Consider the following 14,067-nt stretch of genomic DNA (forward strand, 5'->3'; position numbering starts at 1 on the left):
GATATAAATAGTAATTACAATAATAAAATTAATAATTTTATGTTCGTTGTTGAATTTTTATCACCCTTTGCTGAGGCTTATAATTAAGGTAAAAGTTTAGACAATATAGCTCTTTACTTATTTTTTGTGAATATCTGTTAGCTGTCCAAACGATTACCTTAAATGCTCTTATAACCCTGCTATTTATAGTAAAATTCACTAAAAATTACACTTTAATTCCCTACTTAAATAGGGAATTTTTAACTTAAACAGATCACCGCATTTATTTTTTAATTTTTCTTTTCAAGATTTTCTAAAACTTGATAGAATAGAATTCTAGAAATTAATAGTAAAATATTTTAAATTTGTTTTAGGTAACACAAACTAAAAAATATCTTTATATTGAACAATAAGGTGCAGATATTCAATATTCTAGTATTTTTTAAATAAAATTCCTTTTTCTACAAGAAATGTAATTAGAAGTCAAAAGGATAATGTGTGTAAACTAATTTGTGTTTATGACTAAAAATAAGTTTTCTCAGATTAAATACACCTAGTTATAAACGATCATCTCTTTAGCTACAAGATAAACCGCAGAGAAGGTAAACTAAGAACTGGTCACGATTATAGACAACAGAGAAAATTAAAACACCATGAAAATTTCGGTCAACTGGTTAAGGGAATTAGTAAATATTACCCTCACCCCTGAAGCATTAGCAGATATTTTAACCACAGCAGGATTAGAGGTCGATCAAATAGAAGATCGTCGTAAATGGGCAGATGGAGTAGTGATTGGAAAAATCATCGATTGCCAACCTCATCCCAACGCAGATAAATTAAGTATCTGTAAAGTAGATATTGGTAAGGAAACTTATTTAAATATTGTCTGCGGTGCACCTAATGTAGCATCTGATAGTATTGTTGCAGTGGCTACCATAGGGACCTATTTACCCAAAATTGACCTGAAAATTAAACCCGCAAAACTTCGAGGAGTAAAGTCTGAGGGAATGATATGTTCCCTTGCTGAAGTTGGTTTATCGAAGAAATCCGCTGGAATTCATATTTTTGAGGATGATATACCAGAATTAGGAACTGATGCTCGTCCTTTGTTAGGATTAGATGATATTATCTTTGATATTAGTCCTACTGCAAACCGTGCAGATGCGTTGAGTATGGTGGGGATTGCGCGAGAAGTTGCAGCATTAACAGGTGGAAAATTAAACTTGCCAAAATCTCCAAAAGTTTCTTTATCTAAAAAGTCCTCCTATTCCCTCAAAGTTAAGGTATCAGACGGAAATGTTTGTTCTGCATATATAGGAACCGTAATTGAAAATGTAAGAATTGCACAGTCTCCTAAATGGTTGCAAAACAGACTTGAAGTAGCAGGAGTCCGTCCCATTAATAATGTGGTGGATGTAACAAATTTAATTTTGTTGGAATGGGGACAACCTCTCCACGCATTTGATCTAGATAAACTGGAAACCGTCGCAAAAAAAACACCATTAACGTTAGGGGTACGATTTGCAACAGAAAAAGAAACATTAAAAACACTAGATGAGCAAGAGAGAAATTTAAAATCTGTTAATTTAATTATTACTGCTAATGACCAACCTGTTGCTTTAGCAGGAGTTATGGGAGGATACGAAACCAACGTGGACGAAACCACTAAAAATGTCGTCCTTGAAGCGGCTTTGTTCGATCAAGTGACAATTCGTCGCTCCTCTCGTTGCCAGAGTCTACGTAGCGAGTCTTCTGCAAGATATGAAAGGGGAATTAATCAATCTGAGTTGGAAATAGCGTGTAATCTTGCGCTCACTCTAATTGCAAATTTAGCAGAAGGAAACCCCGTTACTCAAGTTATAGAAGACAATCGCCCCGATTTGTCAACCGAGTCCATTATTCTAAGATTAGAACGAATACATCAGATTTTAGGTCCAATTAAAAAAGATGGTACAACTGCTAATATGGCAGGAATAGATGTAGAACGCATTCTAATCAATCTAGGATGTGATGTGACTACGGTCAAAGACAGAAATAATGTTTGGAAAGTTTCGGTTCCTTCCTATCGTTATCAGGATTTAAAACGGGAAATCGACTTAATTGAAGAGGTAGCACGCCTGTATGGTTACGAGCATTTCTGTGATGAACTTCCTGATAAAACCGAACCTGGGGGACTCTCTTTTGACTATCAGGTTCAACGTAAGGTTCGGGAAGTGTTCCGCGCGGTAGGGTTAACAGAAGTTGTTCAATATTCATTAGTTAAACCAGAAAAAGCGGAGATTATCATTGTTAACCCCTTATTTGCTGAATATGCAGCGTTAAGAACCAATCTACTTGATGGTTTAATTGATGCGTTTGCTTATAACCAGTCTCAAGGAAATGGTGCATTAAATGCTTTTGAAATTGGGCGAACTTTCCGTATAATCGATGGAAAATATCGAGAATTGGACGAAGTTGTGGGAATTATGGGTGGTGATATGTTCCCTCAAGGACGGTGGATTCACAGCGGAAAGTCAGTTCTCATGAGGTGGTATGAAGCCAAGGGTATACTCGAAAGTATTTTTGTCAGATTAGGGTTAGATGTAACCTACCAACCCTATGATAGCGATGAAAGGTTACATCCTGGCCGGACTGCATCTTTATGGGTTGGTAAAAAACAATTAGGAATTTTTGGACAATTGCATCCTCAATTACGACAAGAAAAAAATTTAATTGATGCGGTATATGCTTTCACTCTGAATTTCAACGTGTTGTTAGAAACGTTAAGACAAGAGGAATTAATGAACCCTATTTTAAGTCCCTATTCTACCTATCCTGCAGTAGAAAGAGATTTAGCCTTTTTTGCGTCTTTAAAAGTTTCTGTTGCAGACTTAACTCAAGTGATGAACAAAGCAGGAGGGAAGTTACTTGTAGGGATTGAATTATTTGATCAATATCAAGGCGAAAATGTTCCTAAAGGAGAACGTAGTCTAGCCTTTAGTCTAATTTATCGTGCATGTAATCGCACTTTAACTGATAGGGATATTGAACCGGTTCACGACGAAATTCGCAGAGCTTTAGTGAAAAAATTTGAGGTAACACTTCGGAGTTAAATGAATCTAAATGTTGGGGCTCAACTATAGTTGACCCTATTTAAGTCTTCGGTTAACCCTATTAAAGACCAAAAATAATTACGATTCCCAATAAAAGGGGGATTGATACTACTATGTTTTAGTTAGAATAAAAGTATAAAAAAATAACATCATAATAAACTGCTAACATTACTTAATGATTGAAACTTTAAATATCGAATACTGTTAGTTTTTGAATAGGATTTAGATCCTGAGCTATAAAAATAGCTGTATTAATTTAATAGCTATATTGGTTTTTTTTAGAGAAAATTAAGGGTATTATTAATATTTGTTTACCATTGCTAATTATCAGAAACTATTTTGTTTTTAGTGACCTACTAGCAACAGACCATAACGATAATTTTCGTATTAACTTTTCCATTGAATTATGAGCAATTTTTATCTAAAAATAAAGATTCCTAGTTTACTAGGTTAATAACTTTAAATACCAATTTAATACAAAAATATTATTAAATAACTTATAACTATCACTTTATTTGCTCATATTTCTTGTTTTTTAGATTAAAAATAAAATGAAGACTCTGAGAACTATTATAATATATAGTTTTTATTTTAAAAATAATTTATTTATATGCCTCTAAAAAGAGGTTTATCAATACTTCTAAATTAGGCTAATTATTTATATAAAAGTATTAAATCAATAGTGGTATTAGATGCAAGCAATAATTTTAATGTCTATAAGTAATAGACTATTTATGTCAATAAATATATTGATTTAATCCTATTAAATCTTATTTAAATAAAGTCTATCAGCCAATTTATTGAAGATTTAGTGTGACTCTAAGGAATCAAAATTTAGATACTTTTTATCAATGGTGATGTATAAATAAACAACACAAATTAGAGTCTATTGAAGAGTCAAAATCTATAAATAAAAAATAGTAAAAAAGAATCACGCCATAATTTTGATACTTTCTTGAAATAAATTCTAAGAATTTGCTATCAAAATTAAAAAAATAAAAAAGGGAGTTGTTATCAACTCCCGCTTAAGCTCTAAACGTTAGAATAGAGAGTATTTCGCAAAATTGTATAACCTTTAATTAATTCTTTAATTCCTCGTCCTAAAGACCAATCTGTTTCAAATCCCGTATTAAGAATACGAGCATTGGAAACGATGTAATCTCGTTTGTCAGGATCTTCCCCGATAGGGGCTTCTAAATAAACAAACTCAGGCAAATACTTTTGGATTTCTGCGCACAACTCTAACTTTGATAAGTTAGCATCATCAAGTCCTACATTGTAGGATTTGCCCTTCATCGACTCAAAATTTTCAATCCCATGGACAAATACCTTCGCCACATCTCGAATATGGATATAATTTCGCTTAAAATGCCCTTCGAAAATTACCACAGCACGATCATAAAAAGCACGGTAAACAAAATCATTGACCAGGAGATCTACTCGCATTCGAGGAGACATCCCAAATACCGTAGCTAAACGAAAAGTTATACTATTTCCCCTCTCTAAAACTATCTTTTCTGCATTCACTTTAGTGGTGCCATAGAGAGAAATAGGACGCAAAGGAGATTCTTCGGTACAATACTTGCCTGATATCCCAATACCGTAACCGCTATTAGTAACAGGCATCAAAATACGTTGTTCTGGACTTGCTAAATCACAGATTAGCTTAACTGCCTCATAATTAATGGTTTGGGTTCCTATCTGATCTCGACCACACAGAGGCGCACCTACCAAAGCAGCTAAAGGAATGATAACATCGGTGTCCCGAAGCAACTCCTTGATGGTGGATTCATTACGACAATCGCCACGGACTATATTAAATGCATCGTATTGACAACAATCAGCCAGACTATTTTGCCGGAACATAAAATTGTCCAAAACTGTTACTTCATAGCCTTTTGCCAATAGAGTTGGGGTCAGAACTGACCCAATATAACCCGCGCCTCCAGTGATTAATATTTTCATAGCTATTGATGTAATCCTATCTCTTGATTTTGTTGAACTGACGTTAGATAACAGTCAATTGTCTCATCGGTGTTACCAGCAAAGCGAATTTGACCGCGATCTAACCAAATGGCACGATCACAAGACTGTTTAATAAACTCCAATCCATGAGAAACTACCAAAATAGTAGTGTTATGGCCCCATAATTTATCCATCCGTCTTTGACATTTGTGCTTAAAGCTTTCATCTCCTACTGAAAGGACTTCATCAAGGATTAACACATCTGGTTCAATATCAGTGGCAATGGCAAACCCCAAACGAGCTGTCATCCCTGATGAAAGGGCTTTGACAGGAGCCCATGCATATTCTTCTAACTCAGCAAAGTTTAAAATGGATGCGACCCGCTTCTTCATATTTTGGCGAGAAAATCCTAACATAACTCCATAAAGAATGACATTATCAGTGACGGATAATTCCGCATCAAAGCCGGCTCCTAACTCAATTAGGGGAGCAATTTCTCCCTTAACTCTGACCTGCCCTATAGACGGCTGCAAAATACCACAGATAACTTTGAGCAAGGTGGATTTTCCTGAACCATTAGCTCCAATAATGCCAACTTTCTCCCCCACTTTCACTGTTAAGCTAATTTGGTCGAGAATCAACTTTCTTGAGGGTTGGCGATACTTCCCTTCTAATACAGAGAGAACAGTTCTCTTCAAATCATAAGAGAACTCCTCTTGGGTTCTACGGGATAAAGAAACTTGATCGAGTCTAATTACTTCCGTCATGTAACTTCTAGAGCAAGTCCATAAATTGATTTTGCCAGGCGCGAAAACAAGTCCACCCTAGCATTAAAAGAATAATTCCATTGAGAAATGAATGCCCAATTAACATCAAATCAGGCAAAGTTCCTGATAAGGAAATTTGACGAATACTTTCAATAATAGGAATTAAAGGATTCAGTAGTAAAAATGATTTTACCTTAGCGGGAACAATTTCGGCTGGATAGAATACAGGCGAGCTTATCCAAAGTACAAAACAAATTAACTCATAAAAATAAGGCAAATCTCGAAAGAACACAAATAAAGCACTTACTAAAAATCCTACCCCTGTACAAACCAGACTTAAAGCAATTAAGGGAAATACTAACGCCACCACACTAACAGGATTTCCATTAATCAGTAAAGTGACTATCGCTAATAAGGGCAATGGACCCATCACAAATTGAAAAATATTAGCCACAATCATTGAAACAGGAAAAATAGAGACAGGAAGTCTTATTTTATTAAGTAAAGGACCATTTCCGACCACACTGCCTAGAGCTTGACTGGTAGCTGCTGAGAAAAAGTTAATCACAATTAGTCCTGTAAACGCCGCCAGAACATAGTTTAAGGTAGAATTGTTATAGTATCTAGCGAAAGCTGTCCCAAAAATTGCGGCATAAAGCCCTGTCATGATTAAGGGGTTGAGCAACGACCAGTAGACCCCTAAAAACGAACCTCGATAGCGTCCTTTTAAATTGCGTTCAACCAAAATATGGAGCAGTTCTAGATATCGCCTCAAAGGCGACCATTTCGGTCCAGCTTGTTCATAATGGGAATCGGAATGATGAATCATGATTTAAAGGAGTATTGTATTCAATGTCAGGCACCTTTGTCGAGTCGTTTATTAGTAGACGCCTAGATTTTAACTGATTTTTTAGGATGAACATAGGGCCGGATTCAGCTACACTAAGAAATGTTTCATTACTTTGATTAAAATTTAAGTGAACATGAAAATCGGGCAGAAAGTTCAAATTTACCGTCTTCGGGATCGAGTATCCAAAGATATCGTTAATAAACTAGGTCAACAAGGTACCATTAAGGACTTCAAAATGACTGATGGTAGCGGCATTGGGGCAATTGTTCAGTTTGCCGATAAAACTGCGGTTTGGTTCTTTGAAGATGAACTAAAATCGGTTGAATAACCAAAGAAGATTAATTAGGAATTCCCATGACTTTGATTTTGACTTTTCTAGGTAAAGGCGATAGTCATCAAAGTTCAGTGTCGATCGCAACTGCCCAAAAACTATCCGGTTTAGGGTCACGGGTTCTCTTGGTGGGACAAAACCCCGGACCTACTTTGAGCACTTTACTTGGAACCCCTGTGAATACTTCTCCAACAGAAGTGTCGCCTAATTTGATGGCAGTTAAGTTGTCCTCAACTTTTATGTTAGAGAAAGGATGGGAAAAAGTTAAAGAATTAGAATCCCAATATTTGCGGTCGCCGACTCTGAAAAATGTCTATGGTCAAGAACTGGGTATTTTGCCAGGAATGGATAGAGCTTTGTCCCTCAATGCCTTATGGGAATATTACCAAAGTGGCAAGTACGATGTTATTATCTACGACGGTGACAGCCCTCTAAGTACCTTACAGATGTTTGGAATCCCAGAAATACTCAGTTGGTATCTGCGGCGATTTGGTCAGGTATTGAGAGAATCAGATGTGGGCAAAACACTTTCTCCCTTTATTCAACCCATCACTAATGCCATTTTAAATGTCTCTTGGACATTAGATTATCTTGCCCAAGAACCTACTAATCACGCCAATGATATTTTAGGGAAATGGAAAAAGACTTTGGCTAATCCTAGCCATGTGGCAACCTATTTAGTGACCACTGATGACGAATTGGCAATTGCTGAGACCAAATATTATTGGGGTTGTGCTCAACAGGTGGGGTTAATGGTTAAAGGGGTTTTGGTTAATCAAGGTCAACTTAGTGATTCTCTGTCTCAAGAATTTTCTCCTTTATCAGTGACAGCTATTCCCCGACCAACAGGAACAGATTGGCAATCCTTACAGTATGCTTTACCAGATTTCCTCGCTGATTTTATGCCCCCTCAACCTATTACGGTCGATGCAGTTTCTAGAGAGGTTCGGGTATTTTTGCCAGGATTCGAAAAAAATCAAGTTAAACTAACTCAATATGGTCCAGGAATTACCATTGAGGCAGGAGATCAACGGCGAAATATTGACCTGCCTGTGCCTTTACGAAGACAACCTGTTAGAGGTGCAAAATTCCAAAATCACTATTTGATTATTTCTTTCTAATTCCATGGGCGTATCTGGAATACGCCCATGGTTCAGTTTCTTAGGAATTCATCATTGAATGCCATTGTATTAATTCATAATTGCTTATGTGTGAATTTTCTACATCTAAGACTAAAGATGGGAGAAAGACTACCCGTCAACTACTAGGGATGAAGGGGGCTGCTCCCGGAGAAACATCGATTTGGAAATTACGACTGCAATTGATGAAACCCATCACCTGGATCCCCCTGATGTGGGGTATAGTCTGTGGCGCAGCCTCATCAGGAGAATATGTCTGGACGCTCGAAAATGCTCTGAAAATAGCTGCTTGCATGTTGCTTTCAGGTCCATTGATGGCTGGCTACACTCAAACTACCAATGACTTTTATGACCGCGAAATTGATGTCATTAATGAACCCTATCGTCCCATTCCGTCAGGAGCAATTTCTGTTCCTCAAGTAGTTATTCAAATTCTAGTGCTATTAGGGCTAGGACTAGCCCTAGGATACGCTTTAGATATCTGGGCAAATCATGAGTTCCCCATAATGTTCTTTCTGACCCTAGGGGGTGCACTTGTGGCTTATATCTACTCAGCCCCTCCCTTTAAATTGAAACAAAATGGCTGGTTAGGAAATTATACTCTTGGTGCAAGTTACATTGCTTTACCTTGGTGGGCTGGTCACGCTTTATTTGGAGAATTAAATTGGAAAATTGTGGACCTAACCCTGTTCTATAGTTTTACAGGTTTGGGCATTGCGATCGTTAACGATTTTAAGAGTGTCGAGGGCGATCATCAGCTAGGGCTAAAGTCCCTTCCGGTTATGTTTGGAATCAATAGGGCAGCTTGGATTTGTGTGATTATGATTGATTTTTTTCAAGTCGGGGTTGCCGGCTATCTGCTCTATATTCATCAAAACCTCTATGCAGCCATTTTATTATCGTTAGTGATACCTCAAGTTACCCTCCAAAATGTGCATTTTCTAAAAGCTCCTCTGCAAAATGATATCAAATATCAATCTAGGGCACAACCATTTCTGGTTTTAGGAATGTTGGTTACAGGGTTAGCATTAGGTCGTGCAGGGATCTAAGTGACTATAATCTTTTTGACTTACCTTTGATAACATACGAAGTCATACAAGAAAGTCTTCGCAATTTTATTGTTTCAGGTAGTCCCCACAAACAATTCCTGACCATTGGACTTTCTTTTGTTTAGTCCGTCGGTAGGAAAAGAAATCATCGGGTTCTTGATAGGTACAATGAGGGGCGATCGCTATTTGGTTTGTCTTAATCCCTAATTTGTATAACTGCAACTCGTTAACCCGTCGTACATCCAGTCGTACCCGGCCAGGTTTTGGATCGGGTAAGATTGGAGAGTTAAACATAGTGCGTAAAGCTTCTAAAATCTCCTGGGGACTACTTGTTTCTTCTTTTTGGAATAGACTTGACCCCACTTCGGCTGCTACCTGTTCCGAGACTTGATAAACTTCCCCTGAGATGGCTGGACCCATGGCAATGCGGAGATTATCTAAGGTACTCCCAAAATGTTGAAAACAGGCAATAGCTTCAGGAACAATGCGCTGTGCAGTGCCTCGCCATCCTGCATGAATAGCTGCTACTCGGTAAGTCTTAATATCTCCGACTAACACGGGGGTACAATCAGCACTAGCCACCCAAATAGCTTGATTCCTATCATCAGTGATTAATCCGTCAGCAGGAGGAAAAGTATCTTTTAGAGTCTCCGTTGTTATTTGTGTCTCAACTTCTGTTGGAGTTAACACCCTACGACCATGAACCTGCTTAACCCTATAGGTTGTTGCCTTTGGGTGTAAAACTTCTGTTAAATCTTCAGGAAGACGGGGGGAAAACTGTTGGGTTAAAAAGCCATGTTTCCAATCTTGGAGCAAGGTACAAGTTAAGTAGGGAAGTCCATCCCATTCTTGCCATTGCCAAATGGGGGTTTGGTTTTGACGATTTAAGGAAGAAGCCACAGCTATTACCTCAATTTTTGATCTTAGGTCAATTTTATCAAATGACAAATGACAGAAGTTAGAACTGTTATATTCAGACCGGACATTTTCATGGCTATCAATCAAGACAAACTACACAAAGAACTAATACAACTATCAAGTACTTCTCATTTTTTACCTCAGAATCTCTATTGTTTCAAAAAAATCTCTTCTACCAATGAAATTCTTTGGGAATTTCTAGATCTGGAAGACAATCTACCAGTTGTGGCTATTGCCTCTGAGCAAACTGCAGGACGTGGACAATGGGGACGTATTTGGCAATCTACTCCTGGAGGACTCTATCTGTCTGTTGCTATTACTCCCCAAATTTTGGTTAAGGATGCTTTCCATCTAACCCTATTGAGTGCCTGGGGTATTGCTAACCTTTTACAAAAACATCAGATCCCCGTCAAATTAAAGTGGCCGAATGATCTCCTTCTCGAAGGTAGAAAATTAGGGGGGATCAAAACCGAGATTCGTATCCGCAACGGATATATTACCCATGCAGTGATCGGAGTAGGAATCAATTGGTCCAACACTGTCCCCCCGACGGGGATTACTTTACAATCTTGGAGTAAAACTCAAGAGTTTTGTTCTATTTCCTGTTTGGAAAAACTTGCGGCTATTACCCTCACCGGAATCTTTAATGGTTATCAAGACTATCTTGAGCAAGGCTGTGATCACCTGTTAAACAACTATCTTGAATTGCTTGATAGCTTAGGGCATTCTATAAAAGTTGAAGGTATTAAGGGAACAATCGTTGGTGTAACCTCCCAAGGAGAATTACAGGTACGTTTACAATCTTCAGGAGCTAAAACACAGATAAACTTACCCCCCAAGAGTATTTCTTTAGGGTATAAGGACATGCTATCTAGTGGTAACGATAGTTAGGCTAATAAATCTTGAAAAAGACACCGACAAACTAGTCCCCGCGCCCGGCCTAACTGACGTATTTATCATACGTCGGTTAGGCTAATTACTATCTAAAACTATCTGATTAGGATTTTAATCCTTAGTGAACAACATTACAGGTTAAAGGACAAGAAGCATAAACTGAACTATGGGACGGTTTGGCTTCGCCATGCAGCCATCTGAGCCAACTGACTTCTTGAGGATGAACCCCTTTTAATGTCAACATGGCTGCGGCTAAAAGAATAGCCAATAGATTAGCTCCAATCAGAGAACCAGCTACCAGTAAAACCGCACTAACAGGTAACACAGACTGTAAAATTACCGACCCTAGTGCTCCTACAGTTGCCATTAAGACAATTAAAGGGAATCCTACAACCAATAAACAAACTGTTAGAGTAAAACTCCATATCAAAAAACTTTTAACAAAAGTTAACGAATAATGTCTTCCAAAACCTGACTTTTGTGTGATTTCCATAAGACTCTCCTCCAAAGTAAATTAGTAAAACTATTTGAAATATAGTGCTTGAGACTTAGTATAGATAAATTGGAGAAAAAATGAGCATCTTGAAAAGAAAATTTACATTTTTAGGGGATTTTATGTGGTAAGTATTGAGATTTATTGCAGAAAAACAATCTTGGAGTTTCAAAATATATAATTGCTCTCGACCTTTTAACTCAGACAGAATCAGTATAGAAGTCGATCTGTACTCTAAGTGATTGATCTTTCCCACAAAGAATCGACTCACTCGAGAGTTCCCTAAAGAAAAGTTAATAAAAAATTCATACAATGTTTATATTTCTTAATGTGATCTAGTATTTTTCTAAGAAACTAGAAAAATACTAAAGTCAACAGAGTGTCTGTTACAAGTTTAAAATGATCGCCATAAACAAACCCCAAACTGTGTTAACGGATTCAGCAATAAGGACTCTGATTTACTAATGTCATCTATTCGTTCAGGGGTGTTCTTGCAGTTGTGGCAGTAAAGGATTTGATTTGAGTTGAGTAAAGTTCTTTAAAGAAGAAAAGATAAAGCTAGTGTGATTGGACGATCAATAAGAGTGTGAATAAAATTGCCATCCATACCATCTACAATGAACTTTCTCAAGAGTGTGTACAACAACTTATCATAGGATAATGGGGTATTCCATGAAACTGTAGGAAAAATCTGTTGAGAATGTCTAGATAAATTAGGTTTTAATCTTCGGTCAACAGTCACTTTTAGTTGATACATAAGGGGAACAAAAAAGAATTGAGTAGACATAAAGAAAAGGAGTAGGCTTAATAGATGCGATTTATTGAAAATAAAAAAATAGTTTGAATATAAACTAGCTTGGAAGAGTTTAAAAGATGAAAATTATATTTTTATTTCCTAGAATTGATAACGAATGATCAAAAATAAAATAGGATGAATATAAATTAGCAATGGTAGTTATAGAAGTAGTTTAATTGCGCTTATAACGAAATTATTTAGAGGCGAATATATTTCTTTCTAAGAGTCAGAAAACAAAAAAAATTCATTAACTATAAACTAAATATAAAAATCTAAATTTTATTCATCTAGATTAAAACTTGTGTTATATTCATACCAACTAATAAGTACATTATAGTTATTAATATAGTATCGTCTATTGGTCTCCGAATACTTAGATCTAGCAGTGTTAATTTAATACTCAATTTGATAGCTATGTCACATAAACAAATAGAAAATATAGCCAATGATAATAAGTTATACTTTTTATTTATTTATCTAATCGAAGATATCACTTACTATTTAGTAAGACTTATTCAAATTTATTAATTGTTGTTAAATACTCATTAATTTAAGGCTTATTTACCTAATATCTATAATTTTTTTTAAAGTTTTTATAAACGTAAACTGTTAAAGACTACATCATTTAAAGGAAACATGATGAAATTACAGAATTAATGAATAATAGATGATATGATGACACGACTGGCAGTAATTAGTTTTTGTTTAATTTCTATCAAGAAAAGTTAATCACTGAAGATATAGCCTTAGAGGACACTTCCATTACTAATTAAATAGTCATAATGTTACGAGTTAAAATGTTGAGTAAGTATTACTTAACAAAGTAAAGATAAAAAATTATCTATCCGTATAAAATAGAGTTGTTAATCTACTAACATCTTTATCCTTACTTTGTTGTCAAAACTTAACAATTTTGACCCAGGAACTTCTGAATTTATGATGACTCCTGTGATTCCAATAGAATTTTTTAAAGGCATTGCTCTTTTCACCCCCGGCGGAGATCTAGTTTATTGTTGTGATCGCACAAAGCGAGTTAAGTGGCACGCTCATTTATGTGTAGCTTTACAGGAATTATTACATTTACCTGAACCTCCTCATTTTTTAATTCCTGGTTATACAGCTACCATTGATAGTTGGTTTTCCAAGACAGATGATAAGGTTCAAACCGTTGCTGAACTTTATCCACCCCTAAGACGATATCAACCCCTATTGAATTCCGTCTTTGGGATGACTGACCTAACTTGGCAGACAGCAACCTGGCAAGAGGAAGTTTGTAATCCAATTATCTTAGAAACTTATCGAGACGAATTTCCTCAATTGTGGGACAATCATGATTTGATTGTGTCTTGGGACCATTATTGCAACCAAGAGTCCCAACATCAGTTAGTTTTTTCTGTATCAGATGAAACAGATCATACAAAAATTCATCAAGGATATATTTTGCGTCTTTTTGTAGCGGGAAATAGTACCACGACAAAACAAACCTTAGAAATTATTCATAGGTTGCTTGAAAAAGAGTTGGAACATCCCTACACTCTTAAAGTTATTGATATTTCTAAACACCCAGACCAAGCGGAAACTCATCATATCTCAGCCACACCAACTCTTATTCGTGTTTGGCCTAAACCAGTAAGGCGCATTATTGGAGAGTTAGAAGATCCCTCTAGAATATTACAACTTGTTTCAAGTATTTAATACTCAACTATTTTTATACAAACTATCCCACTGTATAGGAGTATGAGGGTTTTCGTAGCGCTATACTCTCAATTGAAGGCAAAGTAGAGGCTGATGGTC

Annotated in this window: 12 protein-coding genes; 6 read left to right on the top strand and 6 right to left on the bottom strand. The window is 36.4% G+C overall.

Annotation, left to right across the window (positions count from 1 at the left end):
• Positions 1-632: 632 nt before the first annotated feature.
• Positions 633-3,071 carry a phenylalanine--tRNA ligase subunit beta gene (gene pheT, locus RGRSB_RS08250; RefSeq protein WP_119260630.1) on the top strand — a complete coding sequence of 813 codons (2,439 nt, stop codon included), beginning with the start codon at positions 633-635 and terminating at the stop codon, positions 3,069-3,071.
• A 1,032-nt stretch (positions 3,072-4,103) separates the two neighbouring features.
• Here pheT and RGRSB_RS08255 read toward each other — a convergent pair.
• Genes RGRSB_RS08255 through RGRSB_RS08265 form a run of 3 tightly spaced genes read right to left on the bottom strand, consistent with a single transcriptional unit; the run spans position 4,104 to position 6,632 of the window.
• On the bottom strand, positions 4,104-5,036 hold the full coding sequence (locus tag RGRSB_RS08255) for an NAD-dependent epimerase/dehydratase family protein (RefSeq protein ID WP_119260631.1): 933 nt from the start codon (positions 5,034-5,036) through the stop codon (positions 4,104-4,106).
• Positions 5,037-5,038: 2 nt separating this feature from the next.
• Positions 5,039-5,803 (bottom strand): ABC transporter ATP-binding protein, encoded by a 765-nt coding sequence (locus RGRSB_RS08260; RefSeq protein ID WP_119260632.1) that lies wholly within the window; start codon positions 5,801-5,803, stop codon positions 5,039-5,041.
• A gap of 7 nt (positions 5,804-5,810) precedes the next feature.
• Positions 5,811-6,632, bottom strand: coding sequence for an ABC transporter permease (locus tag RGRSB_RS08265; protein ID WP_119260633.1), 822 nt, complete (start codon positions 6,630-6,632; stop codon positions 5,811-5,813).
• Positions 6,633-6,786: 154 nt separating this feature from the next.
• Between RGRSB_RS08265 and petP the strand changes: the two genes are divergently transcribed.
• The 3 genes from petP (at position 6,787) to chlG (ending at position 9,172) form a co-directional block, all read left to right on the top strand.
• Positions 6,787-6,981: a cytochrome b6f subunit PetP gene (gene petP / locus RGRSB_RS08270; RefSeq protein WP_119260634.1), complete on the top strand. Its 195-nt coding sequence runs from the start codon at positions 6,787-6,789 to the stop codon at positions 6,979-6,981.
• Between the two features lie 26 nt (positions 6,982-7,007).
• Positions 7,008-8,105 (top strand): Get3/ArsA fold putative tail anchor-mediating ATPase NosAFP, encoded by a 1,098-nt coding sequence (locus tag RGRSB_RS08275; RefSeq protein ID WP_119260635.1) that lies wholly within the window; start codon positions 7,008-7,010, stop codon positions 8,103-8,105.
• Positions 8,106-8,191: 86 nt separating this feature from the next.
• Positions 8,192-9,172, top strand: coding sequence for a chlorophyll synthase ChlG (gene chlG, locus RGRSB_RS08280; RefSeq protein ID WP_119260636.1), 981 nt, complete (start codon positions 8,192-8,194; stop codon positions 9,170-9,172).
• A gap of 66 nt (positions 9,173-9,238) precedes the next feature.
• Here the strand turns inward: chlG and pgeF are convergent, their stop codons facing one another.
• On the bottom strand, positions 9,239-10,078 hold the full coding sequence (gene pgeF, locus RGRSB_RS08285; protein ID WP_420823013.1) for a peptidoglycan editing factor PgeF: 840 nt from the start codon (positions 10,076-10,078) through the stop codon (positions 9,239-9,241).
• A gap of 84 nt (positions 10,079-10,162) precedes the next feature.
• Between pgeF and RGRSB_RS08290 the strand changes: the two genes are divergently transcribed.
• A complete protein-coding gene (locus RGRSB_RS08290; RefSeq protein ID WP_119260638.1) occupies positions 10,163-10,981 on the top strand; it encodes a biotin--[acetyl-CoA-carboxylase] ligase in 819 nt (272 codons plus the stop codon).
• 121 nt (positions 10,982-11,102) lie between these two features.
• On the opposite strand, the gene RGRSB_RS08295 is transcribed toward RGRSB_RS08290, so the two are convergent.
• Together RGRSB_RS08295 and RGRSB_RS09905 are read right to left on the bottom strand one after the other, a co-directional pair.
• The gene (locus RGRSB_RS08295) at positions 11,103-11,477 is read right to left on the bottom strand and encodes a hypothetical protein (protein WP_119260639.1); all 375 of its coding nucleotides are present in this window, start codon (positions 11,475-11,477) and stop codon (positions 11,103-11,105) included.
• 538 nt (positions 11,478-12,015) lie between these two features.
• Positions 12,016-12,264: a hypothetical protein gene (locus RGRSB_RS09905; RefSeq protein WP_145961894.1), complete on the bottom strand. Its 249-nt coding sequence runs from the start codon at positions 12,262-12,264 to the stop codon at positions 12,016-12,018.
• A gap of 945 nt (positions 12,265-13,209) precedes the next feature.
• Between RGRSB_RS09905 and RGRSB_RS08300 the strand changes: the two genes are divergently transcribed.
• Positions 13,210-13,968, top strand: a complete 759-nt coding sequence (locus RGRSB_RS08300) for a circadian clock KaiB family protein (RefSeq protein ID WP_119260640.1) — start codon at positions 13,210-13,212, stop codon at positions 13,966-13,968.
• Positions 13,969-14,067 lie beyond the last annotated feature (99 nt).

This window comes from cyanobacterium endosymbiont of Rhopalodia gibberula, from assembly GCF_003574135.1.
Classification (GTDB): domain Bacteria; phylum Cyanobacteriota; class Cyanobacteriia; order Cyanobacteriales; family Microcystaceae; genus Rippkaea.